The organism is Brevibacterium sp. VCM10 (genome assembly GCF_000583215.1).
Classification (GTDB): domain Bacteria; phylum Actinomycetota; class Actinomycetes; order Actinomycetales; family Brevibacteriaceae; genus Brevibacterium; species Brevibacterium linens.
This window is the reverse complement of record NZ_JAJB01000001.1, coordinates 1-25292: the sequence shown is the minus strand read 5'-3', so window position 1 is coordinate 25292 and position 25292 is coordinate 1. Positions and strand designations below refer to the sequence as shown.

Sequence of the window (25292 nt, the reverse complement as noted above, 5' to 3'; positions counted from 1 at the left end):
AACTCTACTTCGCGATGAAGTGGAGGCGCTTGTTCACGAACTCGCCCATCCCGATCGGCCCCATCTCACGACCGAAACCAGACCGCTTCACCCCACCGAACGGCAACTCAGCAGCCTCCGCCGCAATCGTGTTCACATGCGTCATCCCCACCTCAAGACGAGCGGCCACCCGATCGGCACGCCCCTCATCAGTGGAGAACACGGACCCACCCAAACCAAGGGCACAATCATTCGCAAGCTCGAGGGCCTCCTCATCGCTGGAGACCCTGTACACGGTGGCCACCGGCCCGAAGATCTCTTCGCCATACGACTGCGAGTCCCTGGGCACATCGACGAGCACGGTCGGGGCATAGTAGGCCGCCGGACCGTCGCCCAGCTCACCACCGATGAGCACACGGGCACCCTCAGCCACGGCCTTGGTCACCTGTGTGTCAACGGTCTCGGCGGCAGCACGGCTCGACAGAGGCACGTATTCGCTGTCGCCGAGGTTCAGCGGATCCCCGGGCTTCAACCCGGTGCCCAACTTCACGAGCTCAGCAACGAACTCGTCATAGATGTCGTCCATGACGATCAGCCGCTTATTCGAGTTGCACACCTGTCCGGCGTTATACGTCCTGAACTCCCACGCTTCACGAGCCACAGCAGCAACATCAGAGGCGTCGAGGACGACCATCGGGTCGATCCCACCGAGCTCCAACACGGCTTTCTTCAGGTTCTGCCCCGCCTGAGCGCCGATGATCGCTCCGGCCCGCTCCGACCCGGTCAGGGAGACTCCCTGAATCCTGGGGTCGGCAATCATCGACGCGATCTGATCATGGTTGGCGAAAAGGTGTGAGTACCCACCGGCGGGAACGCCGGCGGCGCGGAAGATCTCCTCGATCAGCAGCGCCGACCGCCCACAGATGTCAGCGTGTTTGAGCATGATCGTGTTGCCCAGCACAAGATTCGGGGCAGCGAACCGAGCGACCTGATAGTAGGGGAAGTTCCACGGCATCACACCCAACAGGGCACCGATCGGCAGCGCTTCGATCCGGGCAGTGCCGGGGATGGTCGACGGGATCTGATAATCCGTGGCCAGACTGGGTCCGTGGACGCCGTAGTAGTCGATGATGTCGGCGGCGAACTCGACCTCATCGACGGACTCGGCATACGACTTGCCCATCTCCACCGAGATCGTCCTGGCGAGTTCGTCCTTGCGTTCATGGAAGATCCCCGCCGCCCTGCGCACAATCGACGCCCGTTCCTGAATGTCGGTGTCCTTCCACGTCAGGTAGGTGGTGTGGGCGCCAGCGACGGTGGATTCGATCTCGGCGTCGGTCGCCTCGGGGAAGGTCTCGACGATTTCGCCGGTGGCGGGATTCTCAACACGATAGTTCGACATGTTTGCTCCTGTGATGGTTCCGAAATTGCAGAGGGGTGAGGGAAAAATGGTGTGCTGCGGCTCCATCACCGCAGTCAGTTATCACCCATACCATCGACGGAAGCGCCGGAATCGGCGCGAACGATCATTCCGACTTGATCGTAATACAGGTCACGGAATTTCGCCGAGGCGGCCGCCCACCGACCCGAGGATCGATCGGCTATCGCGGATGCCCGACCGATGGTGCCGTGATCGTCCTCAGCGCACGACTTCGCGGTGTGTGGTGTCGAGTCGGCGCGTCCAGCCCCGGCCGTCGAGGTGTTCGAGCAGGGGGATGACGACGCGTCGGGTCGTCCCCAGCGCCTGCCTCGCCTGACTTGTCGTAAAGGGCTGGTCGAGACCGGCGAGGATCCGCATCGCCTGCGCGGGGGTGCGCGGGCACACGATGATTCCGTCGCCGAGGCGCAGGATCCGTGCCGCCTTCTCGGCGACCGCGAGCTCCCGCGCTCCGAGACCGAGTTCGCGCAGGTCATCGGCTTCCGGTGCGGCGAACGGGTCGGCTGCGAGTCGGCGTTCGATCTCGGCGATCCCGGCTTCGGCGGCACCGAGTCCCGCGGTATGCCCGGGCGGACGGACCATTCCGTCGACGGCTTCGAGCTCGGCACGGGAGATGATCGCATCCAGCAGTGCCCGACTTGCGGTCCCCGTCCCTTCGGGCAGGGTCGGCTGATCGTTCGCTTTCGACAGGGCATCGCGCCTGGTTTCGCCACCGTGTCTGCGGCTCGTGTCCGGGCTCCTGCGCAGCGCCTCGGCGACGGCTTTGACGGGGACTCCCGCGGCCATCGGTGTGGCCGCGAGTTCGCGACTGACCAAGGATTTCGTCGCCTCGACCCAGGCGGTCAGCGTCGGCGAGTGGACGAGCCAGCCGCCCACACTCTCGACGTCGGCGGGCAGGCCCTCGTCATCGGGCACCTGCAGTCCGAACCGAGTAAGGACGGAGCGTTCGACGGCTCCGCGGCGGGCCACCTCGACGAGGATATCGCCATTCACAGGACGCTCGGCGAGCTCCCGAGCCCGCCTGGCGCCGTCACCTCTCCGAGACAGTTCGGGCGGGTCGACGTCGAGCACGAGGAGGCCGGCGAAGACGTTGCGGCTGCCCGGGGCGCGCAGCACGATCCGGTCGCCGACCTGCAGGGGAAGCGGCCGGTCGAGGGTGAGCCGAGCGTGATCGGCGTCGAAGTCCCGCAGCCTGGCGGGCACGGCGGCGGTGCCGATATGGGCCATGAGTTCGTGGATGCCGCAGTCGAGGGCCTCGCCCATGGTGCGGCGCACGTCGATCGTGTCGACGATCGGCCAGACCCCACTCGTGAGCAGAGCGTCGCCGCGGTGGAGGTCATCGGCGGGGACGTCGCGGAGGTTGACGGCCACGCGGGCCTGCGGGACCACCTCGATGGTGGTGGAGTTCCGGGACTGCAGACCCCGCACACCCACGGTCCGAGCGATGGTCTCTCCGCGCAGCTCGACACTGTCGCCCGTGGTCAGTGTGCCTGCCGTGAGGGTCCCGGTGACGACGGTGCCGGCTCCCTTGATGGTGAAGGCCCGGTCGACCCACAGTCGCACCCTCCCCGAGGTGGTCGGAGGCTCGGCTGAGGCCGTGACCTCGTCGAGGACGCTGATGAGTTCGGGCAGGCCCTCCCCGGTCGTCGCCGAGACCGTGACGATCGGCGCAGCTTCGAGTGGTGTTCCACGCAGCTGCGCGCTGACCTGGGCTTTTGTAGGGTCGACGGAGTCGGGGGCGAGGTCGGCCCGGGTGATGACGACGAGGCCGTGGGTGATGCCCAGCGCATTGATCGCGTCGCGGTGGTCACTCGATTGGGCTTGCCAGCCTTTGTCGGCGGCGATGACGAAGCAGGCGATAGGGGCGGGGCCGAGCCCGGCGAGCATGTTCGCAAGGAACTTCTCGTGTCCGGGGACGTCGACGAAGGCGAGTTCTCGTCCCGAGGGCAGGGTGGTCCAGGCGAAACCGAGGTCGATGGTCAGTCCGCGTTTCTTCTCCTCGGCCCAGCGGTCGGGTTCCATCCCGGTCAGGGCGCTCACCAGCGTCGACTTACCGTGGTCGACGTGCCCGGCGGTGGCGATGACGAAGGTGCCCGGGGTCGCGTGCGCGGATCCGTGCGGTGTTTCAGGCATGGCTGCCACGGACTCGGGCGATGGCCTCGGCGACGCGTCGATCATCGCTTTCGGACACGCAGCGCAGGTCGATAAGGCATCGTCCCTGGTGGACGCGGGCGACGATCGCGGGATCGCCGAGGCGCAGCGGTTCGGCACAGTCTTCGGGCAGCTCGATGGCCCATCCGGGCAAGGGCACGCCGGGGGCTCCCCCGCCGCCGACCCGTCCGTCGTGGTCGACGACCGTGGCACCGACCGCCTCGGCAAGTCGTTCGGTGCGTTTCCGCAGGTGATCTGCGTCGATGTGGAGGGCGTCGTGGATCGGGTTCGCGGTGTGGGTGATCGTCGCGTCCAGCGCGGCGAGGGTGAGTTTGTCGGTGCGCAGTGCTCTGGCCAGGGGGTGTTTTGCCAGTGTCTGGACTGCTTCGGCACGACCGAGGATGAGGCCGGCTTGCGGGCCACCGAGGAGTTTGTCGCCCGAGACGATGACGAGGTCGGCACCGGCGCGCAGGGCGGTGTCGATGTCGGGTTCGTCGGGCAGGGCCGGGTCGGGGGTGAAGAGTCCGGAGCCGAGGTCGACGATGAGCGGCAGGTCGTGCTCATCGGCGAGTCTGCGCAGGTCAGCGACCTCGACGGAGGAGGTGAATCCTTCGACGCGGAAGTTGCTCGTGTGGACCTTGAGGAGGCACGCCGTGTCGTCGCTGATGGCGTCGGCGTAGTCGGCCAGGTGGGTGCGGTTCGTCGTGCCGACTTCACGCAGCCTGGCGCCGGTGGTGGTCATGAGGTCGGTGAGGCGGAAGCCGGCGCCGATTTCGATGAGTTCGCCGCGGCTGATGATGATCTCGCCGGGATCGCCGGGGCAGGACCTCGCACGAGGCCTGCGGCCGCGCAGCGCAGTGACGGCCAGCAGCAGGGCGGCCGCTCCGTTGTTGACGACGAGGGCGTCCTCGGCCGCCGGGCAGGCCCGCAAGAGTGCGGCTTTCGCTCCGGTTCCGCGCTTGCTGCGTTTGCCGGTGCCGAGGTCCATTTCGACGTCGACGTAGCCGGCCGCCTCGGTGATGGCCTGTGTTGCCGCAGGTGAGAGCGGTGCTCGGCCGAGGTTCGTGTGGACGAGGATGCCGGTGGCGTTGAGCACCGGGGTCAGGGAGGAGGCCGAACGGGAACCGAGCTCGGCGGTGATGGTGGGGGCCACCTCGGCGACGGGGATCTCACCGGTTCGGGCAGCGGTCTGCACTTCGGAGATGATCGCTTTGATGGTCGCCTGGTTGAGGTGCTCACCTGCGGCGATGACCTCGGGAAGGGCGAGGAGGTGATCCGTGCGCGGAATGGATCGACGCGGGTCGGGATCGACCATGGGGCGGCCTCCTCGGTGCAGGGTCACGGCGGCGCCGCTGGGTCGGCGGGACCGCAGAACGGTTGGCGGAGGCGGACGGGAATCGAACCCGCCAGACCGAGATACTCGGTCTCACTGGTTTTGAAGACCAGGGCGCCCACCAGGACACGGACGCCTCCATAAGGAATCCTATCGCGGGTGTGGGCGAGTGCTCACAGCTGAGCGCGGAGCAGGTCGCTCTTCTCGAGGTGCACGCCCATCGGACCTGGTGACGGTCTCGTCATGTGAGTGTTAGTCTCCGAGTATGACTGCGATTCAGGACCGTCTGACCTCGTTCGCCCACGGTGGAGGATGCGCCTGCAAGATCCCGCCGGGCGAGCTCGAGGATGCGGTGCGCGGGCTGGTCGGTCAGTCCGGTCCAGACGTCCTCGTCGGCCTCGATGACGGCGATGATGCCTCGGCGGTGCGGGTCCGAGACGATCTCGCGGTGCTCTCGACGGCGGACTTCTTCACTCCCGTCGTCGACGATGCCTACGACTGGGGTCGGATCGCCGCGGCCAACGCGCTCTCCGACATCTATGCGATGGGCGGGACTCCGGTCACGGCGATCAACCTCGTCGGGTGGCCGCGGGAGAAGCTGCCGATGGAGCTGCTCACCGAGGTTCTGCGCGGCGGACTCGACGTTGCGGGCCAGGCGAACTGCCCTGTCGCCGGCGGACATTCGATCGACGATCCCGAACCGAAGTACGGCATGGCCGTGACCGGTGTGGCCCACCCGGATGAGCTCATGCGCAATGATGCCGCCGAGGCGGGGCTTCCCCTGACATTGACGAAGCCGATCGGGGTGGGGATCCTCAACAACCGGCACAAGGTCACGGGGGATCGATTCGACGAAGCCATCGCCACGATGACCGCGCTCAATGCCGAAGCCTCACGCGCGGCCGTGGCGGCAGGTGTGCGGGCGGCTACGGATGTCACCGGTTTCGGTCTGCTCGGGCACCTGTTCAGAATGGCCCGAGCCTCCGGAGTCGGAGCGGTCATCGATACGTCTGCCGTTCCGCGCCTCGACGGTGTCGATGAGTCGATCGCTGACGGTTATGTATCCGGTGGGACCAGGAGAAACCTCGACTGGGTGCGGCCGCATCTGACTGCGGACGACGGCGTGAGCGAGGACGACCTGCTGCTTCTGGCCGATGCGCAGACCTCGGGCGGCCTGCTCGTCGTCGGCGAGCTGCCCGGACACCCGGTCATCGGCAAGATCGTCGCCGGTTCGGGCGTGCACGTGCGGTGAGGGCTAAGGCTGGAGCCGGGCCTAAACACCACGTGATTGCATTCCTAAACACCGTTCAGCCGAACAAGCTGGACTTGGAAACGCTGTCAAGCAACGGCATTGACTTCCATAGCCTCGCCGTATTGCACGTTTATAAAAGCACTAGGATCCTCTGCATCGTCCAGTATTTACTCGGGTCCGGTGTTTTCAGGCCAGTTCTACACTCTCTGAGCCCGCAAAAGCCGTACTGGATGACGGTTTCAACTTCTAATCTCACCATTGCGAAACGTGGGCAAGTTCAGAGCTGAAGATTTGCCATCGCTTTGTGCGCCTCTTCGACGGCCCGGCGGGAGGCCTCGAGACTTTTCATCGACGTAGCCAATCGCTCCAACCCTTTCTTCTCCACGCGCGATCCGCCGATCAACTGCTGAAGCCTTAGACCTCGAAGGCGAAGTCGGTCGCGTTGTTGGTCGAGCCCAGCTTCGAGATTCTCCAATTGCTGATTGAGACCCCGCAGATCCTCACGCAATTGCTGCACCATGCTGCCACCGGCTGTCCCGCCGGCCAAGGCGCTGACACTACCCCCACTGAAATCACCAGTTTCGAGGGAAGCGTCAGGTCCTTGGCCTGGAGCGGGCCGTCTCGGTAGCTGGCCCGGGCCGGGTGTCGGCCGCGCCCGGAGTAGGCCGGGAACTCGAAGGTGGCCTCGGCCGGGCCGTGCCGTCCATCTTGGGGCTGCCCCCGCCCTGGTCGAACTCCAGCACTACATCACCCAGCCCTACGGTGACGACGTGACCGGTTCTCGGGACTACTACGAGCATGGTCCACCCTAATCGCCGGCCCCCACGACCTGCCAGAAGGGCGGCAGATTCCCCGAACTCAGGCCGCCGAAGTAGCAGAGGTGCGTGCTTCTTTACCGGTTCATGCCTCGTTCTTGGTGCCGGGCCTAAGTGCAGCCTTCGTGACTGATCCGGAAGCCACGTCAGCGAGAGCGTCGTTGATCTCCTCCAGGGGGTAGACGGAGAGGATGGAGGCCAAGTCGTGGTTCTTGACGAGCTGGGGCAGCGACTTGACGTACTTAACGTAGTGGGCCGGAGCAAACCCCCACGATCCGAACACCTTCAGTTGCTTTTTGGTGATCAGATGCGGGTTGATGGGCGTGGGCCCATGGTCCGTGTATTGGCCCAGCACCAATAGCTGCCCATTTGGACGTACCAGGTCGATGGACTCGGCTACAGCTGAGGGAACACCGGCACACTCGATGACCACGTCTGCCCCTCCGCCATGCGGGGTGAGCTGTCGGAACGCGTCCAGACGTTCCGGAGCGGTCGGGTAAGAGTCCATATCAACACCCGCGTCTGCAGCCCCTATTTGTAGCGCCATTTCAATGCGAGAGGTGGGCCCGCCAAGTATCACGACAAGTGCAGCACCCATGGCTTTGGCATACATGGCGGAGGCCAGGCCCACGGGTCCAGCGCCTTGAACGGCGACGACGGACCCCGGTTCAATCTTGAGGTTCTCGACCACCCCATGGATTGCCGTTGGGCCGGCACACCCCAAGGTGATGACCTCCTCGAAACTCACCGAGTCAGGGATCTTGATGATCGTTGTTCCGGCCTCCAGGACTATCATCTCGGCCCAACCCCCCTGCAGGTGGGGGAAATCTGATGCACGACGATTAATGCCATAGATTTTCCGATTCGAGCACAGAGTCGGTTCCTTGAGCACTAGGCACTCGTGGCAGGAACCACAAGGGATATTGTTCGCCCAGACCACCCGGTCGCCCACCGCAAGGGGTTGTCCTTCGACGTCTGTGGTGAGGCCATCGCCTAGCTTCCGAATCCAGCCGACGGCCTCGTGCCCCATCGCCAGGGGCAGCGGGATATTCAGGTGTCCAGTTCGCAGATGGACGTCCGTTCCGCAGATTCCTCCTAATGCCACCTCGACGAGGGCGCCTCCAGGAGAAGGTTGGGGATCCGGAAAGTCCTGCAAGGTGATGGGTCCATTGATTTCTTCGAGAACAGCAACTTTAGGCACAGGCTTCTCCATTTGATCGGGTACGGGTCTGATCTGTCCTAGTGGACAGGTAGGGCTCTTGTGAGGGACTTGGGATGATGCCGCGGGCCGGAGGTGCAGACGCTGCTAGCGTCCGACGCTACCGCCAACCGCCGGCTCGGTAGACATCTGAGGGGTTGGCTCCTGGTGCTTTCGGCTCAATGCGATCGCCACGAACCCCACGAGTGCCGCGATGGAGACATAAAGAGCGATGGACATCGACGAGCCTGTGTTCTGAATCAAGGACGCGGCGATCACAGGAGCCGGCGCCGAGGTCACGATGCCTCCGATCTGATAGGCCAGCGAGGAACCGGTGAAACGCACCTCCGGTTGGAAGAGTTCAGGGATGAAGCTGGCGACAACGGCATAGGCGGTGGCATGAGCAATCGGCAACGCCAGAATCATCGCCACGAGGGCGCCCAGAGGCTGACCGGTGTCCACCAACCAGAAGACGGGGAAAATGAAGAGCGCCACCATGACGGCGCCGGTCAGCATGATCTTCTTCTTACCTACCCGATCCGCAATGACGGCCACCAACGGAATCGTGAAGACCGCGAGGGACGACGCGACGATCAAGGCCACAAACACGGCATCCCGCGAGAGTCCAGCATGATCAGGCCCGTAGCTCAGCAGGTAGACCGAGGAAATATAGAAGATGATGTTCGGCGAGGCCAGCGTGAAGATGCCGAGGAGCAGAGGCCACCAAGCTGTCCGCAGAAGTTCGAACAGGGGGATACGAACTTCTCGCTTGTCGGCCTTCATCTCCAAGAACTCAGGCGATTCTGTAATGCGCAGACGGATGAACAGGCCCACCACAATCAGCGCAGCCGAGATCCAGAACGGAACGCGCCAGCCCCAAGAGTGGAACGCAGGCTCATCCATCATTTGCATGAACAGGAAAATCGTCGAGGACAGGACGAGGGCCGCAGGCACACCTGACTGTGTCCAGGAAGCGTAGAAGGCTTTCTTGTTCTGGGGGGCATGTTCGAGGGCCATGAGGACAGCCCCGCCCCATTCGCCGCCCACTGCGAGGCCCTGAAGGAAGCGCAGGGCCACGAGAAGAATAGGTGCCCAAATACCGATGGCGGCATAGTTGGGCAGGAAGCCCACCAGGAACGTCGACACCCCCATCAGCATTAGTGACCAGACCAGAATCGTCTTACGACTGACCTTGTCGCCGAAGTGGCCGAAAATGATGCCACCGAAGGGACGGGCGATGAAGGCCACGGAGAATGTGGCCAGCGAGGCGAGAGTCCCCGCTGCAGGGGACAGGTCCGGGAAGAATTGGTCGTTGATGACCAGTACCGCCGCCGTGCCGAAGATGTAATAGTCGTACCACTCAATAGTGGTGCCGATCATGGAGGAGCCGGCTACGCGCCTCACCCGAGCCCGCTCGGATTGCTTAGTCGTTGTCATTGTTCTCTCCCTATCGCTAGCGCGAGGTCACTGCTTTGTAACTTGGATTACAATTATGATGACTTGCATGTAACGTGTAAGTCAATTCTCGTGCACTAAGTTCCTAGTACCGGTTCACGTCACCGACATCCTGGAAGGATCCGTTCCTCATGAAGCCATCAAACTGGACAACCTTGTCCGCGCCCCACGGTCAGATCGATGTGCCGACCGGGCTTTTCATCGGCGGAGAATGGCGTTCTGCGTCGAACAGCAACACCTTCGATGTTCAGAACCCGGCCGATGAGACGGTCATCGTCGCAGTGGCAGACGCGTCACTGGAGGATGCGTTGGAGGCCCTTGAGGTCGCTACCAGGGACCAGAACGAGTGGGGAACGACGACAACCCGTCATCGCTCGAACATCTTGCGTCGCGCCTATGATCTGCTGCTCGAGCGTAAGGAGGATATTGCCTGGGTCATGTCCTTGGAGATGGGTAAGCCCCTTGCTGAGGCCCGCGGTGAAGTACAGGTTTCTGCCGACTACATCCAGTGGTATTCCGAACAGGTCCCCCAGCAGCGGGGTGGATACAGTGACGCCCCCAACGGTGGCTACAAGATCATCACCACTCACCAGCCGGTGGGCCCGTCTTATCTCGTCACGCCGTGGAACTTCCCGTTGTCGATGGGTGCGCGCAAAGCCGGTGCTGCCCTCGCCGCCGGTTGCACTGTGCTCATCAAGCCCGCAGCACTCACGCCGCTTTCGACCCACATGTTTGTGCAGCTTCTCCATGACGCAGGAGTTCCCCAGGGAGCACTCAACCTCATTACGACCAGTTCTGCCTCGGGCCAGTCGAAGGCCCTTATGTCAAGGCCAACGTTGCGTAAAGTCAGCTTTACTGGATCGACCGCAGTCGGAACGACACTGCTCAAGCAGGCCGCAGATCACGTGATGACCTCCTCCATGGAGCTCGGAGGAAACGGGCCGTTCGTCGTACTCTCGGATGCTGATCCAGTCGAGGCTGCAGCCGGCGCAGCGGTAGCGAAGTTCCGAAACGCAGGTCAGGTGTGCGTCGCCGCGAACCGGATCATCGTGGAGAAGTCGGTGGCACCCGCATTCCGAGAGGCTTTCTTGGCCAAGGTCGCCCAACTCAAAGTCGGCCCAGGCACCGAAGAGGGCGTTGACGTGGGACCCCTTGTCGATGGCAACCAGCGCAACAATGTCCAGAAGTTGCTCGAGGATGCCATCGATCAGGGTGCAGTAGTCATAGCAGGCGGCGAGGCCGTACCCCGGGCCGGATTCTTTTTCGCGCCGACCGTGGTCGCTAACGCCTCTTTGGATTCTGCCCTCGCCACCAAAGAAATCTTCGGGCCGATCGCGTCCATCTACGAAGCGGAAAGCGATGATCAGGCGATTGAGGTCGCGAACAACACGCCGTTCGGGCTGGTTTCCTACGTCTACACGCGCGATATCACCAAGGCAATTCAGGCAGCGGAACGCCTCGAAAGCGGAATGGTTGGCATTAATCGTCCGGTAGTCGCGGACCCAGCCGCGCCGTTCGGTGGCATTAAAGCCTCGGGGCTTGGGAAAGAAGGCGGTCACAGCGGCATCGAGGAGTACCAGATCGAAAAATATATCGCGGTGACCGTATGACCTGCGAGGCAACAAATGTGTCTACGGCGGGCGCCCATGGCGGGCGGAGTTGTACTCAGCATTGCTCCGTCAGCCAATTGATGGCTTCGTCGGCGTCGACCTCGCCGAATTCGGGACGATTCCGCGTTTCCTGGCGAATCAAGATTCGGACGGTATTGGCAATGTGTCGCGATAAGGCACGGCCGACGGCCACGGCGTCCCCTCGGCGGTATGCGGCGATGATGTCGGCGTGGTCATCAAAGCACTCCATCGCGGTGCGCGAGGTGGGGACCGTACCTACTCCGGTGCTGAGCACGAAGTCGCGCTCCTCCTGGAGCAGCTCCCGCGCCTTGTCGTTCCCGGCGCCGGCCAGCAAAGCACGATGGAAGTCACGATCCGCGCGCAGGACGGCTCCGGGGTCGCCCGACTCCGCCGCGACACGAAACAGCTCCACGGCGGCCTCGAACTCCGCCACGGAACTGTCTGTCTTCATCTGTGTTGCACGCCGAGACATCGGAACCTCGAGCATCAACCGCACTTGGAACACCTCGATCAATGATTTGACTGAGGTATTGAGCACGCGCACCCCGCGATTCTTCTCGATGATGACCATGCCGCGCCGCGAGAGGACCTGCAACGCCTCACGGATGGGCGTACGAGACACGCCCAGCTGGCGAGCCAGCTCTGAACCGGTGTACAGCCGGTCAGGGACCAAGTCGCCCTTGATGATGGCGCCCCTGATCGATTCGACAGCCTGATCGGTCAAGCTCACACCACGACTGACAGTATCCATTCCTCCAGTATCCCAAATCCAGCACCAGAGTCTATTTCAAAGGAGCAATCCAACAATGTCCACATATTCGTTCGGGGTGATCGGCGCAGGAATCATCGGCGCCGCCGTGGCCCGCGAGATCACCCATCGATTTCCGGGCGCAGAGGTCACCGTCCTTGACAAGGCAGATGCCGTGGCTGACCACCAGACTGGACACAACTCAGGTGTCGTCCATGCCGGACTGTACTATCAACCCGGTAGCCTCAAAGCGCGCCTGTGCCGCCGAGGCGTTGACCTATTGCACGACTACGCCGGCGAAAAGAACTTGCCGTTCGACAAATGCGGCAAGATCGTGGTGGCACTAACACCGGAGGAAGAAGCCCGACTGCGGGATATCAAGGAGAAGGCGCTAGCCAACGGTGTGCCCGACGTCGAACTACTCGGTCCCGAAGGCATCCGAAGCGTTGAACCTAACGCAGTCGGCCGAATGGCACTGCACTCACCCCATACCGCGATTATCGATTACGCCGCGGTCACGCGCGCGCTCATTGATGACGTCCAGCGCGCTGGGGGGCGCGTGATTCTGGGGGCCGAGGTCGTCTCCATTGCCAATAGGGAACAGGGTTGTGCAGTAACCGTGGCGCGTGACGGCGAGCAAAGCATCCACACCTTTGATCACCTCATCGCTTGCGCCGGACTGCAGTCCGACCGAGTCGCGCGTCTGGCAGGAGGGGCTGCCTATCCTAAGATCGTGCCGTTCTTTGGCCAGTACTCGCAGTTGGCCCCCGAACATCGAAACATCCTGAATGGCCTGGTGTATCCGGTGCCGGATCCGGCATACCCATTCTTAGGGGTTCACCTCACTAAGCGGGTAGACGGGGAGATGCTCGTCGGCCCCAACGCGTTCTTGTCTTTTGGTCGGGAGAACTACAACGGCTGGCGGATTGGGCTCAAGGACAGCATCGACGTGGCGGCCAGCCCGGGCTTCTGGAAGTTCGCCGGGCAAAATATGCACGCCGCGGTGCAGGAGTTCGGTGCGGTTCTTTCCCGTCAGAAGTTCCTGGCCGGTGCTGCAGCATATGTGCCCAGCCTGGAAGGAGCCGTATCCACACCCATTACCCGCGGCATCCGCGCACAAGCCATGGATCGACATGGCCGCCTCCTCGATGACTTCGTCATCGAGGACATCGGTAGCGCGACCCTAGTGCGCAATGCGCCCTCGCCCGGTGCAACTTCGTCACTTGCAATCGCAGAACACCTCGTCGAAACAATCGGCGACCATCCCCGCTTTACCAAGTATGGTTCCCGTGGAGAAGGGGGTCGCGGCTAGTAGTACTTGGTTAGGTCTTTTAATCTGTGTCGGGTCCTGTTAATCTCGCCGCACGCGTCAGGACGAGATTGAGTGGGTGCGGGGTGAGTTGGAGTCGTTCGTGGCCTAGCTCTTCGCCTCGCTGTCCCGGAAGGACCAGCGGTCCAAGGGCGGGTTGTACCTGCGGGGTTTGATGCTGGAGGGCCGGCGCAAGTCGATGCAGCCGATGGGAGAGCGGCTTGGGATCGAGTACCAGCAGCTGCAGCAGTTCGTGTCGTCCTCGCCCTGGGCCGTGGAGCCGGTCCGCCGGCGCCTGGCGGCCAAGGCGATCGGGTTGGTCCAGCCGCAGGCGTGGGCGATCGATGACACCGGTTTCCCCAAGGACGGGCCGGCCTCCCCGGGGGTGGCCCGTCAGTACTCCGGGTCGCTGGGCAAGGTCGCCAACTGCCAGATCGGGGTGAGCGTGCACGCGGCGACCGATGCCGCGTCGTGCCCGCTGGGCTCGCGGCTGTTTTGCCCGAGTCCTGGGACGATGTGTGCGCCGAGACCAACGAGGACGCCGAACACGCCGCGGCACGACGGGCGAAGGCCGCCATCCCGGACACGGTGCGGCACCGGCCCAACTGGGAACTGGCGTTGGAGATGCTCGACGAACTCGCCTGTTGGGCTGGCCCCGACGCCGGTAATCTGTGCCGACGCCGGATACGGGGACCCCGGCAATGCTCGAGGCTCTGACCAGAGCGAATGATGTACCCGATAAGGATCAGATCGAGCTCTATCGGCTCGCAGTTCCTGAAGGCGCCGAACCCGTGAGGGTGTCGGTGGGCCTCCTCACCAGGGAGGTTCGCGATCAAGTGGCTGTGCTCTTCCCCGACGGACTGAGCATCCTCGGTCGTGAGGCCCGGAAACAGAAGAACGTGGAGAAGTTTCCCGTCAAGGGCGCTCAAGTCCCGTTCTGGGGTATCCAGGCGGTCGATGTGCGCACCCTACGGGACCCTGAGACCGCGCTCATCGTCTCCGGCAACGACGGGTCGAGACCTTATCGGCTCGCCTACATCATCGCCGATTATGTCGAGGTCCAGTCCTTCGCCAAGGATCTCGAAGCGACACGAGCGGCCGATGCGCAGCGGCGGTCCGGGTAGCCGAGCGCGAAGGTGACTTCATCGCTGCCACAGGAAGAACAGCTCGCGGCATTGCGCTAGATGCGCGAGATGACCGGAATGCCCGATGACGCCTACGAAGCGATGGTTCGACAGGTCAGAGGGGGCCGGACTGCTTCGGAGTGACGTCCTCGTCGCGGAACTGCCGGAAACTGGCCATGAAGAACCAGAAGACGGCGCCTTGGACGAGTCCGAACAGCAGTGTCTGCCACCAATTGAATGAATCGTTGCCCCATCCGAGGAAACTCATCCCGAAGTAGACCAGTGGGAAGGCTACTGCCACAAACACACCGAGCTTGATGCTATGGCGATCGCTGAGTAGCTTCTTCATAGATCTCTCGCGCTACCCAACAATCCTCATTTCGCAAGTATGTTTGCTGAATATGCTGTCTCGTGAGGCACTTTTCGGCACCAATCGTCGTTCGCAGGGGAGGTTCGCGCAGCGAGTTCGAGCGTCCCTCACCGGTCCTCGCACACCATCGCGTTGCGGAGGGTTGTTTCGACACGAACGGTGACTGATGCCTAGCGGACTGTAGGACGTGCCACCAGCGGGAGGGGATAGCACGAACGGTGAGAGCTGCTCACGGTGAGCGGCGCCCTGCAACTCGAGCTCCGAAGGATAACCTCCGCGCGTCTACCGGCCGGTGGTGATGGAGTCGTCGGTGACGCCGCGAGCACGACGTTCTTCGAGGCGAGCGCGCTGCGGCTCAACGACGTGCCTGGGGTCCTTCGTTGATTCGATGCCGGCTTCCAACACGCCGAAACGCGTGTACGCCGAGGCGGCCGCCAAGGCTGCACCGGATACGACGGATAGTCCGCGCAGAACAGCACGCGTCTTCCAGCCGCCACCCAGTTTCTTCGCGAACACGCGCGCCCCCACCTCGACGGCGGCGGTGCCGACGGCTCCGGCGATGAGCAGCTTCTCGGCCCGATGCAGCTTGTGACCCGGTTCGCCGTCGTCCATCGGATCGACCTCGGCCGGATGCATGCGCTTCCTCATCGCCGACATCGCATAAGCCTCACCAGCGGTGCCGGCGAGCGCGAGCAGTCGGGCCGGGCCGGTCTCGGCCACCGGCGCCAATGCCATCGCGGCACCTCCGGCGGCCATCGAAGCCGAGGACACGAACACGTACGGCAGACCATTGCGGCCGGCGGCGTTCCAGGTCGGAACGGCCGTCGCCCCCAGAAGCACGGCCGTGTATGCGGCCAGCGGTGTGGCGAAGAAGGCGGACTCGACGGCCGCAGGCGTCTCCATGGCATGGAGCACCTTGCGCAGCGAGCCCAGAGGCAGCAGCTTCTCACCGGTGATCCGGTCGAGTTCGATCGCGAAGGTCACACCCGATCCGACACCGAAGCCCGAGAGGATCCACGTGCCCAGGCTCATCGGCGACGACACTTTGACGACGCGCATCATATTGAGGAATCGTTCGGGCCTGCCGAGGTCGGCCACGAGAGCGGCACCGCCGATGCCGGTGGCCGCTATTGCAGTCATCCGGGAGGCGATGCGCAGACCCGGCCGGTCGGTCAGCTGCGCGCCGAAGCCGAGCAGAGACGAACCGCCGGCCAGTCCGCCGAGGAACAGGTACGTCCCGATCTCATCGCCCCACGGCGGAGCCTTGACGATCGGTCGACCGTAGTAGGACGTGAACTCGACGTCCTCGACCATCGGCATCTCACGGTTGCCGTCGGCACCGCGGTTCTTCCACCCGCCGCCACGACCGTTGCCGCCGCGACCGCCCCGACGGCCACCGGAACCGTCAGGTCCGCTGGGACCTCCACGGCCGCCTCGGCGACGTTTTCTGCGTCCGCCTTCCGGCTCGGGTGGGCGGTAGGAATCGTATTCTGAGGTGCTCATGAACGGCGGCTCCCGAGGAACGCGAGCCCGGCTGCGGCGACCATGCCCAGCGCCGCGATCCCGGCGTTGGCGTACATCTTCGGCAGGTCCTTCGTCGCGACTCGCGGGTCCGGCGGCAGGCCGTAGACCTCGGGTTCGTCGAGGAGGAGGAACACGGACCCGGTGCCGCCGACCCCGTCGTTCGGGTTCGCTCCGTACAGGCGAGCTTCGGTCAGCCCCTTCGCATGGAGTTCGGCCACACGGTCATGTGCCTGGGCGACCATGTCGTCCCGGTCGCCGAACTTGATCGACTGGGTCGGGCAGGTCTGGGCACATGCCGGTTCCTGGCCCTCGACGAGGCGGTCATAGCAGAGGGTGCACTTGTTCGCCGTGCCCGCATCCGGCACGTCCATGTCCGCGGCTTTGCGATCGTCCCGGTCGGTGGGGGTGTTGATCGTGCCGTCGTCGCGGCGTTCGATGACACCGAAGGGGCAGCCGGCCACACAGGTGCCGCAACCGTTGCAGACGTCGTTCTGGACGACGACGGTGTCGAATTCGGTACGGAAGAGCGCCCCGGTCGGGCACACGTCGAGGCAGCCGGCGTGGGTGCAGTGTTTGCACACGTCCGAGGACATCAGCCACCGGAAGTCTGCGGTGTCCGGGGGTGTCGTATCGACGCCGGTGAAGTCATCGGGGTCGGTCGGCTCCAGGGCACCCGGTGCCAACAGGTCGACTCCGAGTTCAGGAGTCGTCGGCAGTCCGGCAGAGGTCCGGCCTTCCGCCGCCGCACCCAGGGCCCCATCCAGCGGCTGAGCGGCGGCGGTCTCATCGGTGCGCGGACGGATCGTGGGCATGCCGAGATTGACGAGCTTGCGCCCGGACTCGCGAGCCTTCTCGATGCGGTCGGAATCCTGTTCGATGAAAGCGACGTGACGCCACGTGTTCGCACCGAGGCTGCCCGTGTTGTCATACGAGGAACCGAGCAGTTCGAAGGTGCCGTCCTGCGGGTTGTTGTTCCACTCCTTGCACGCGACTTCGCAGGCCTTGCAGCCGATGCAGATCGAGGTGTCGGTGAAGAATCCCTTGCGGCTGTGCGCGGAATCGTGCCAGTGCCCGTCCGCCAACGTGCCGTCGTCGATCGTCGGTGTCGACATCAGTCGTCCTCCTCCTCGTTCTCCTGCCGATCCCGAGCCGCGCGGGCGCGAGCCTCCGCTTCGGCCACCTCGGTTTCGGCGATCGCACTGCCGTCGGCGTGCCGGCCGTGGTCGGGATCGCCGTCGCTGGGGTCCCCGTCGTCGGCGCGGTTCGACACCGCCGTCTCGGCGGGTTCGGTGGGTTCGGCCGCCTCGGTGGGTTCGATGGTGATCCTACCGCTGCGATCATCAGCACTGTCGACCGTCGCCGAGGCGGTCGTGCCGTCCCGATCGGAGGCTCCATCCCGTCCCCCGTCCAAGGTCCTGCCCGGGGTGACGCCGACGGCCGAGTCGCCGCCTCTGTGAGCGTGCCCACCGGCGCTGCGACCCTGTCCGGTGCCATGGGCGGCCGCGACATCCTCGGCGGACACCGTGACCTGCTGGTTTCCGGATTCGGGACTGAGCCCGGCCTCGCGTTGGTACTTCTCGACGAAGTCGACGAGTTCGGGTCCGCGGGGTCGGCGGCCGGGCATGATCGTTCCGGCCACGTACTTGCTGTTCTGGATGTAGACGTTGGGGTCCATCGTCACACCCAGCAGGTCGTTGGCGGAATCGCCTTCGACGACGGCGCCCTGACCGCCCACGCCCCAGTGGTAGGGCAGGCCGATCTGGTGGACCGTCTTCCCGCCGATGGTCAGCGGGGTCATCCGCTTCGTCACGAGGACGCGGGCCTCGATCGCCGCCCGCGGGGAAACCAGGGTCGCCCAACCGTAGGGTTCGAGCCCCGCCTCGGCGGCGAGTTCAGGTGAGATCTCGCAGAACATCTCCGGCTGCAGCTCCGACAGGTACGGCAGCCACCGGGACATGCCTCCGGCGGTGTGGTGCTCGGTGAGCCGGTAGGTCGTGAACACATACGGGAAGACCTCGGATCCGGGCACCCCGGCACCGGGGGCGGACAGGTTGTCCTCACGGCGCATAACCATCCGGGTCGGACTGTTCTGCTGCGCATACAGCGGGTTCGACACCGTCGATTCCTGCGGCTCGTAGTGCGTGGGCATCGGACCGTCGACCATGCCGCTGGGCGCGAACAGCCACCCCTTTCCATCGGCCTGCATGATGAACGGATCGTCGCCGTCGAGGTGGGCGGGCCCGCCGTAGGCCTGGTCCGACCGCGCCGCCGGCGCCCGGTCGATCGGGAAGTCGGGCACGTCCTTGCCCGTCCACTTCCCGGCCTCGTCGTCCCACCACACGAACTTCTTCCGCTCCGACCAGGGAGTTCCGTCGGGCGCGGCCGAGGCACGGTTGTACAGGATGCGACGGTTCGCCGGCCAGGCCCACGCCCATTCGGCGGCGGTCTCGTCCTGCTCGCTGCGTGGTTTACGGCGGGCGGCCATGTTCTGGCCACCGGCATAGACGCCGGCGTAGATCCAGCAGCCTCCGGCGGTGGAGCCGTCGGCGGTCATCTGGTTGAAGTTGTCCAGGGGCTCGCCGTCGCGGTCGCCGCCGATGAAGTAGCCGTTGATCTCCTTGACGACCGCCTCCGCGTCGACTTCACCCTCCTCGTCGACCGGGTAGTCCCAGGTCATGTCGAGCAGCGGCCGATCTCGGGGGTCGTCGGAGTCCTTCAGCTTCTCGCGCACGGCTTGGCCGAGTTCAAAGAAGAAGTCGAGTTCGCTCTGTGCGTCCCCGGGCGGGTTGACGGCCTTGTGGCGCCACTGCACGAGACGTTGGGTCTGTGTGAAGGTGCCGGCCTTCTCCGTGTGGTTGGCCGCCGGCAGGAAGAACATCTCGGTGTCGATGTCCTCGGTCTTCAACTCCCCGGTCTCGATCTCGGGGCCGTCCTTCCACCAGGTGGCGGATTCGATGAGGCTGAAGTCGCGGACGACCATCCACTTCAAGTGGCTCATCGCCATACGCTGCATGCGCCCGTTGGCCGAGCCCACGGCCGGGTTCTGCCCGAGCAGGAAGTAGCCGTCGACGCCGTCGTTGAGCATCCGCACCGCGGTCTGGTAGGTGCCGTGGGCGCCGTTGATGCGCGGCAGATAGTCGAAGGCGAAGTCGTTGTCCTGCGTGGCCGCATCACCCCACCAGGCCTTGAGCAGGCTGGTGGCGTAGGCACGACCGTTGGCCCAGTAGCCCTTGTGGGTCTCCGGGGTGCCGACGGCGGCGACATAGTCGTCGAAGGTGTCGTGGACTCCGGCGCTGGGCATCGGCAGGTAGCCGGGCAGCAGATTGAACAGGGTCGGGATATCGGTCGATCCCTGGATCGTCGCGTGCCCGCGCAGCGCCATGATTCCGCCGCCCGGGCGACCCATGTTGCCCAGCAGCAGCTGGAGGATCGAGGCGGTGCGGATGAATTGCGCACCGAGGCTGTGCTGGGTCCAGCCGACCGCGTAGGCGAAGCACGTGGTCCGTTCCCGGCCCGAGTTCTCGGTCACCGATTCGTAGAGGTAGTCGAAGTCTGCGGGTTTGATTCCGCAGTTCTCTTCGACCATCTCGGGCGTGTAGCGCGAGTAGTGGTACCGCAGGATCTGGAAGACCGACTTCGGGTCTTTCAGGCTCGGGTCCTTGAGCGGCGCACCGTGCTCATCCGTCTGGTACGACCACGTCGAGTTGTCGTACGAGTTCGTGTCCGGGTCGAACCCGGAGAACAGTCCGTCGAGATCCTCGGTGTCGACGTAGTCGTCGCTGATGAGGTTCGCGGCGTTGGTGTAGGCGCGCACGTACTCGGCGAAGTAGCGGCCCTCGGTGAGCACACGGTTGATGAGCGCACCGAGCAGCACGATGTCGGAGCCGGCCCGGATGGGCACATGCTTGTCGGCGATCGCGGTGGTGCGCGTGAAACGAGGATCGACGTGGATGATGCGGGCACCCCGGGCCTTGGCCTCGCTCACCCATTGGAAGCCCACCGGGTGGCACTCGGCCATATTGGAACCCTGGATGATGATGCAGTCCGCATTCGCCATATCCTGGACGGGTTGTGTGGCGCCGCCGCGCCCGAACGAGGTTCCCAAACTGGGAACGGTGGCGGAGTGTCAAATACGCGCCTGGTTCTCGATCTGTATCGCCCCGGCCGCGGTGTAGAGCTTCTTGGCGAGGTAGTTCTCCTCGTTGTCGATCGTCGCTCCGCCGAGGCTGGCGATGCCCATCGTCCGCCGCAGGGGGTGGCATTTGTCGTCGACGTCTTCCCAGTGGTTGCGGCGGGCGTCGATGAATCGGTCGGCGATCATGTCGATCGCGGTCGACAGGTCGATCTTCGTCCAGTCCTTGGCCTTCGGGGCCCGGTAGAGGACGTCGGTGACACGACCGGGGGCGTTGACGAGCTGTTCGCTGGCTGCGCCCTTCGGGCACAGGCGGCCGCGCGAGATCGGTGAGTCCGGGTCGCCTTCGATCTGCACGACCTTGTCGTCCTTGACGAAGATCTTCTGCCCGCAGCCGACAGCGCAGTAGGGGCACACGGATTGGACAACCTTGTCGGCCGTGACCGTGCGTGGGGCGGTGTCCCGGGTCTGCTGGGACACGACGGATTCGCCGCGTCCCGTCTTATCCGACGTGCGCAGCTGCCGGAGTACCGGCCACTCGAGGAAGCTGAACCGAGCCATGGCACCACCTTAGCCCCTTACGAGGCGGAAATGCACCAGGTGAGACCGGGTTTTCGATTGGGTCTCGGGGGCCGGGAATTCCCCGGTTCGCCGAGGCGGCTGCGCGGTCATGATCGGCCGCGCAGCCGCCTCGGTGTTGGGTGCCGGGTTCGGGTCCCCTGGTTGAGGTCGCCTGGTTCAGACCCGGCGGGCCAGGAGGATTGCGTCCTCGAGTTCGGCGGGCTCGCCCGACGGGGAGGTCACTTCTCGGGTGCGGGTGTCGGCGAGTTCGATCTCCCACCGGTCAGGGCTGGCGCCGATGAGGAGGGCGAAGTCTCCGTTCGGGCTGACCAACTCATGGTGGTGGTCCATGCCGTGCTCGAACTTCTCGCTGTGTTCGGCCGCCCACGGCGGCATCGTCGCGTGGGAGACGAGGAGGAGTGCCCCGCCCGGTGCCACGTGCGCGGCGACGCGGGTGAGGAGCTCTTCGCGGGTGTCCGGCAACCGGGTGTGGAGGAAGGATCCCGTGACGAGGTCGAAGCCGCCTCGGCGATCGGGGTCCTCCGGTTCCCAGGTGGAGACGTCGGCGACAACGAATTCGGCGGTGGCTCCGCGGGATTCGGCGGCCCGGCGGGCACGGTCGATGGCCGTGGTCGACAGGTCGATGCCGGTGGCGTCCCAGCCGTTCTCGGCCATCCAGACGATGTCAGCGCCTTCACCGCAGCCGACGTCGAGGACGCGGCCGGGGGTCATCTCGGAGACGACGGCAACGAGGGCCTCGTTCGAGTTTCCGGACCAGATGGCGTCGTCGGCCTCGGCGTAGCGCTCTTCCCAGGCGGCCACGGAATCGGGCGCACCGGTATTGCCTGCGTCGGTTCCGTCTGAGTGGGTGTGATCGTTGCTGCTGGTCACGGTCACTTGTCGACGCCCGGATCGGCAGGGATCGAATCGGGTGCGGCACCGTCCGCACCGTCGGTCTCTGCGGCAGCGGCGGCTTCCTGCTTGGCCAGTTCGGCACGGACCTCGTCCATGTCGAGTCCCTTGACGGCGGTGATGACCTGTTCGAGCTGCGGGGCGGCGAGCGCGCCGGGCTGGGCGAAGACGACGATGCCCTGGCGGAAGGCGACGAGGGTCGGGATGGAGGTGATCGAGAAGAGTCCGGCCAGCTGCTGCTGGGCTTCGGTGTCGATCTTGCCGAAGACGATGTCGGGGTTGGCCTCGGCGGCCTGCTCGTAGACCGGGGCGAACTGCTTGCAGGGGCCGCACCAATCGGCCCAGAAGTCGAGGAGGATGATCTCGTTGTCGTTGATGGTCGACTCGAAGTTGTCTTGCGTGATTTCGATAGTAGACATGCGACCCAGTCTAGGAGCCGCGGATGAATATCGACTGGACGGTGGTCATCGACGACTCCCTGCCTGCTTCAGCCGGGGCAACCAGCGCTGCCGTAGCCGGAGACGGCCCGAGCCGATTCAGCCGACGGGATCCGCGATCGGTTCGTCGTCGATGATGGCGGTGAACACGGCATCCGCCTCGGCGGATTTGACCACTCGGTTGGGGTCCTCCGGCGCCGCGGTCCAGGGCATGATCTCGAAGGTGATGTCGTCCTCGGGCACGGAAGCCACCGTCGTGGCCAGGGAGGCCAGCGAACGCATCGAGTCGAGTTCGTCGTCGACGCCGATCGTCGAGGTCACGGCGTCGAGGAATCCGTACAGGCGGTCGGGCCGGGTGAGGACTTGGCCGCTCTTGGCGCGGTCGATGATGGCCTCCATGACCATCTGCTGGTTGCCCATCCGGGAGATGTCGCTGCCATCACCCACGGCGTGCCGCGTCCGGGCCAGGGCGAGGGCGTCGTCACCGCCGATCGTCTGGTGGCCGGCGGGCAGGTCGAGGTTCGCCTTCGGGTCGGTGAGAGGTTCGTCGAGGTCGACGGTGATCCCGTCGAGCGCGTCGACGATCGCTGAGAATCCGTCGAAGTCGACGTTGATGAAGTGGTCGACGCGCACCCCGGTGAGTTCCTCCGCCGCTGACACGGAGCAGGCCGGCCCCGCATTGAGGGCCGAATTGATCATCCCGTGCGTGGCCGCCGACGCGCCGTGGCCGGTGTCGTCGCAGGCGGGAATGTCCATAATCGTGTCACGTGGGATCTGCACGGCGTCGATCCGGCCGCCGTCGGCGGCGACGTGAGCGAGGATCATCGCATCGCTGCGCGCACCCTCGGCACTGCCGAAACCTTGCGCCGAGGAGGTCCCGGAGTTGGCGCCTTCACCTGTGCCCGAATCATCTGAGGCGTCCTTCGCCGAGTCGAGATCGCGAGTATCGGATCCGATGATGAGGACGTTCGTCTCATCCGTGAGCTTCTCCGGAACGTCGCCGCCGTGGGCGCGCAGCGGGGACGAGGTGATATTCGCGCCGAGGTTGTGCACCGCCATCGCGATCGTCACGGGAGCGCCGATGATGAGGACCGCAGCCACGGCGACGAAAGTGCGCCGGCGCCGGTACTTCGCGGCAAGTCGTCGCTGTCGGCGGGGTCCTGGCGGCGGTGTTTCTCGGTTGTCCACGATTCGGGTGCTCCTGCATCCGGGGTCACGGCGGATTGCATACAAAACGGAATGTATCCAATCCTAAACACCTGCCCGAGCGAGTGCACATCGCTGTGTTCCATCTCTCGACTGAAATCATTCGGCCGGAATCACCCGCAGAGCGATCACTCTGTTAAGCTGGAATCGTTCTCGCGCAGAAATGTGCGGAGCAGATGGTGTCTCAAGAGCAGGTAGATTCGCTCGTCACCATGTGTTTGCCCGTCGGCGCGTGTCTGCCTTCCGCGCCCCTCATGATTTCCCAATTCAGTCGTTTGACGACTTCCGTCCGCACTTTCGAGTGCATGATCGAAACCGAGTATCCCCGCGATTTCGTCCGAGACAGAGACCTCACATCAGAGAACTCATCCTCACCAGCGATTCCGAGTCCTCGGTTCACCCACAGATTTTCGTTGGATCTGCGTCTGAAGATCCAGTCCAGCCAGCGGGAAAGCCGGATCCAGCATTGGGTTCGACCATCACGATCGCAGCAGCGGTCATCAGTTAAAAAATAAGGATACAAAGATTATGGCAACAGGTACCGTGAAATGGTTCAACGCGGAAAAGGGTTTCGGATTCATCCAGCCTGACGACGGTTCGGCTGACGTGTTCACCCACTTCTCCGCGATCGAAGCCACCGGCTACCGCGAGCTCACCGAGGGTCAGAACGTCGAGTTCGACTCGGAGATGGGCTCCAAGGGCCTGCAGGCGACCCGCGTCCGCGGCCTCTGAGACTCTTTGAGAGTCTCACCTAGAGACTTCTGAGATTCACCAGCGACCCTGCGTTCACCCATTTGGTGTGAACGCAGGGTCGCTTTCATCCCTCCCCAATTACTACCCGACGGCGGCTCAGCAACTTGGCGCGAGGTTGCTGAGCCGCCGTCACCGGCGTTGACAGGCACCCTTGCTCTATTTAGAGTCGGTGCCAACGACCGTGAACCCTGACTATGGAGGAGCGATGAAGCACTCGGTACTCACCCGTTGGATCGTCGCATTCATCCTGCTCGCCGCCGCCTGCATACTGAGCTCCCAGACGGCCCCGTTCCATGACTTTGCCGCGTTTCTGTGGTTCTTCGCCCTCGTACTCATGATCACAGCCACGACACTCGCGGTCATCCGTGAACGCCGGTGACGCCGATCTGGCTGAACACTCCGGCAGCTCCAGGCACATCGCCCCGCCCGGTTATCCTGAACTCATGCCGCCCCGCAACACTCCTCGTCTGCACCTGCGGGAGATGACCGACGACGATCTCGATGAGATGGCCGCCCTCCTCGGCGATCCGCGAGTGATGGAGTATTACCCTCACCCCAAAGACCGCACCGAGGCGGCTGAGTGGATCCGCTGGAGCCGGCGCAGCTATGCCGAGCACGGGTTCGGACTGTGGCTCGTCGAAACCCGGACCGGAGAATTCATCGGCGACTGCGGCCTCACCTGGCAGACCGTCAATGGCATCCCTCACCTCGAGGTCGGCTACCACGTCAAGGCTGCGGCCCAAGGCAAGGGATTCGCCACCGAGGCGGCGCGGGCCTGCGTCGATCACGCCCGTGATCTCGCCGTCAGTCCCGTCCTCGTCGCCGTCATCCACCACGACAACCGGCCGTCGCAGCGAGTGGCCGAGAAGCTCGGAATGCACCGCAACCCCGACCTCCGACACAAGTCCCCGGTCCATGACGTGTTCTCACTGGACCTGTGATCTCCCTAATTGCTACCTGACGG

At 64.3% G+C, this 25292-nt stretch carries 20 protein-coding genes, 1 tRNA gene and 2 pseudogenes; 8 read left to right on the top strand and 15 right to left on the bottom strand.

All coding sequences use genetic code 11. The features are described 5' to 3' along the window. Positions 1-4 precede the first annotated feature (4 nt). From AD89_RS0100120 to AD89_RS0100105, 4 genes are all read right to left on the bottom strand, one after another. On the bottom strand, positions 5-1381 hold the full coding sequence (locus AD89_RS0100120) for an NAD-dependent succinate-semialdehyde dehydrogenase (RefSeq protein WP_025776583.1): 1377 nt from the start codon (positions 1379-1381) through the stop codon (positions 5-7). A 237-nt stretch (positions 1382-1618) separates the two neighbouring features. Beyond that, positions 1619-3550, bottom strand: coding sequence for a selenocysteine-specific translation elongation factor (selB, locus tag AD89_RS0100115; RefSeq protein ID WP_051504938.1), 1932 nt, complete (start codon positions 3548-3550; stop codon positions 1619-1621). Further along, complete coding sequence (selA, locus tag AD89_RS0100110) at positions 3543-4883, bottom strand: L-seryl-tRNA(Sec) selenium transferase (protein ID WP_025776581.1); 1341 nt, start codon at positions 4881-4883, stop codon at positions 3543-3545. Before selA ends, selB begins: the two co-directional genes overlap by 8 nt. A gap of 63 nt (positions 4884-4946) precedes the next feature. After that, positions 4947-5041: transfer RNA gene (locus AD89_RS0100105), tRNA-Sec, on the bottom strand. Positions 5042-5166: 125 nt separating this feature from the next. Here AD89_RS0100105 and selD point away from each other — a divergent pair. After that, positions 5167-6153 carry a selenide, water dikinase SelD gene (gene selD, locus AD89_RS0100100; RefSeq protein WP_025776580.1) on the top strand — a complete coding sequence of 329 codons (987 nt, stop codon included), beginning with the start codon at positions 5167-5169 and terminating at the stop codon, positions 6151-6153. 277 nt (positions 6154-6430) lie between these two features. Here the strand turns inward: selD and AD89_RS0100095 are convergent, their stop codons facing one another. The 3 genes from AD89_RS0100095 to AD89_RS0100085 form a co-directional block, all read right to left on the bottom strand. Next, positions 6431-6673, bottom strand: a complete 243-nt coding sequence (locus AD89_RS0100095) for a hypothetical protein (protein ID WP_155807321.1) — start codon at positions 6671-6673, stop codon at positions 6431-6433. A 380-nt stretch (positions 6674-7053) separates the two neighbouring features. Beyond that, complete coding sequence (locus AD89_RS0100090) at positions 7054-8169, bottom strand: zinc-binding dehydrogenase (RefSeq protein ID WP_025776578.1); 1116 nt, start codon at positions 8167-8169, stop codon at positions 7054-7056. A 105-nt stretch (positions 8170-8274) separates the two neighbouring features. After that, positions 8275-9546 carry an MFS transporter gene (locus AD89_RS0100085; RefSeq protein ID WP_197021686.1) on the bottom strand — a complete coding sequence of 424 codons (1272 nt, stop codon included), beginning with the start codon at positions 9544-9546 and terminating at the stop codon, positions 8275-8277. 206 nt (positions 9547-9752) lie between these two features. On the opposite strand from AD89_RS0100085, the gene AD89_RS0100080 reads away from it, so the two are divergent. Then, positions 9753-11231, top strand: a complete 1479-nt coding sequence (locus tag AD89_RS0100080; RefSeq protein ID WP_025776576.1) for an NAD-dependent succinate-semialdehyde dehydrogenase — start codon at positions 9753-9755, stop codon at positions 11229-11231. Between the two features lie 55 nt (positions 11232-11286). Here AD89_RS0100080 and AD89_RS0100075 read toward each other — a convergent pair whose 3' ends face one another. Further along, positions 11287-12003, bottom strand: a complete 717-nt coding sequence (locus AD89_RS0100075) for a GntR family transcriptional regulator (protein WP_025776575.1) — start codon at positions 12001-12003, stop codon at positions 11287-11289. Positions 12004-12058: 55 nt separating this feature from the next. Between AD89_RS0100075 and lhgO the strand changes: the two genes are divergently transcribed. The 3 genes and pseudogenes from lhgO (at position 12059) to AD89_RS0100060 (ending at position 14433) form a co-directional block, all read left to right on the top strand. After that, positions 12059-13312 (top strand): L-2-hydroxyglutarate oxidase, encoded by a 1254-nt coding sequence (gene lhgO / locus AD89_RS0100070; protein WP_025776574.1) that lies wholly within the window; start codon positions 12059-12061, stop codon positions 13310-13312. Between the two features lie 121 nt (positions 13313-13433). After that, positions 13434-14018 (top strand): annotated as a pseudogene (locus tag AD89_RS17790) (IS701 family transposase); the annotation flags it as partial. Between the two features lie 127 nt (positions 14019-14145). After that, complete coding sequence (locus AD89_RS0100060) at positions 14146-14433, top strand: hypothetical protein (protein ID WP_155807320.1); 288 nt, start codon at positions 14146-14148, stop codon at positions 14431-14433. A gap of 115 nt (positions 14434-14548) precedes the next feature. Here the strand turns inward: AD89_RS0100060 and AD89_RS0100055 are convergent, their stop codons facing one another. The 7 genes and pseudogenes from AD89_RS0100055 to AD89_RS0100020 form a co-directional block, all read right to left on the bottom strand. After that, on the bottom strand, positions 14549-14734 hold the full coding sequence (locus tag AD89_RS0100055; RefSeq protein WP_155807319.1) for a hypothetical protein: 186 nt from the start codon (positions 14732-14734) through the stop codon (positions 14549-14551). A 351-nt stretch (positions 14735-15085) separates the two neighbouring features. Further along, entirely contained in the window at positions 15086-16306 is a 1221-nt protein-coding gene (gene nrfD, locus AD89_RS0100050) for an NrfD/PsrC family molybdoenzyme membrane anchor subunit (protein WP_025776571.1), read from the bottom strand. Continuing rightward, positions 16303-17439: a 4Fe-4S dicluster domain-containing protein gene (locus tag AD89_RS0100045; protein WP_025776570.1), complete on the bottom strand. Its 1137-nt coding sequence runs from the start codon at positions 17437-17439 to the stop codon at positions 16303-16305. The genes nrfD and AD89_RS0100045 overlap by 4 nt, the downstream gene beginning before the upstream one ends. A gap of 395 nt (positions 17440-17834) precedes the next feature. Continuing rightward, positions 17835-21020: pseudogene (gene fdnG, locus AD89_RS0100040) on the bottom strand (formate dehydrogenase-N subunit alpha); the annotation flags it as partial. A 177-nt stretch (positions 21021-21197) separates the two neighbouring features. Next, positions 21198-21911, bottom strand: a complete 714-nt coding sequence (locus AD89_RS0100030) for a class I SAM-dependent methyltransferase (protein WP_035319511.1) — start codon at positions 21909-21911, stop codon at positions 21198-21200. A gap of 2 nt (positions 21912-21913) precedes the next feature. Continuing rightward, positions 21914-22351, bottom strand: coding sequence for a thioredoxin family protein (locus AD89_RS0100025; protein WP_025776566.1), 438 nt, complete (start codon positions 22349-22351; stop codon positions 21914-21916). A gap of 117 nt (positions 22352-22468) precedes the next feature. Then, positions 22469-23557, bottom strand: a complete 1089-nt coding sequence (locus tag AD89_RS0100020; RefSeq protein WP_025776565.1) for an LCP family protein — start codon at positions 23555-23557, stop codon at positions 22469-22471. A 546-nt stretch (positions 23558-24103) separates the two neighbouring features. Here AD89_RS0100020 and AD89_RS0100015 point away from each other — a divergent pair. The 3 genes from AD89_RS0100015 to AD89_RS0100005 all read left to right on the top strand — a co-directional run bounded on the left by AD89_RS0100015 (position 24104) and on the right by AD89_RS0100005 (position 25269). Further along, positions 24104-24307 carry a cold-shock protein gene (locus tag AD89_RS0100015; RefSeq protein ID WP_025776564.1) on the top strand — a complete coding sequence of 68 codons (204 nt, stop codon included), beginning with the start codon at positions 24104-24106 and terminating at the stop codon, positions 24305-24307. A 226-nt stretch (positions 24308-24533) separates the two neighbouring features. Further along, complete coding sequence (locus tag AD89_RS19790) at positions 24534-24707, top strand: hypothetical protein (protein ID WP_155807318.1); 174 nt, start codon at positions 24534-24536, stop codon at positions 24705-24707. Between the two features lie 64 nt (positions 24708-24771). Further along, complete coding sequence (locus tag AD89_RS0100005) at positions 24772-25269, top strand: GNAT family N-acetyltransferase (RefSeq protein WP_025776563.1); 498 nt, start codon at positions 24772-24774, stop codon at positions 25267-25269. Positions 25270-25292: the final 23 nt, after the last annotated feature.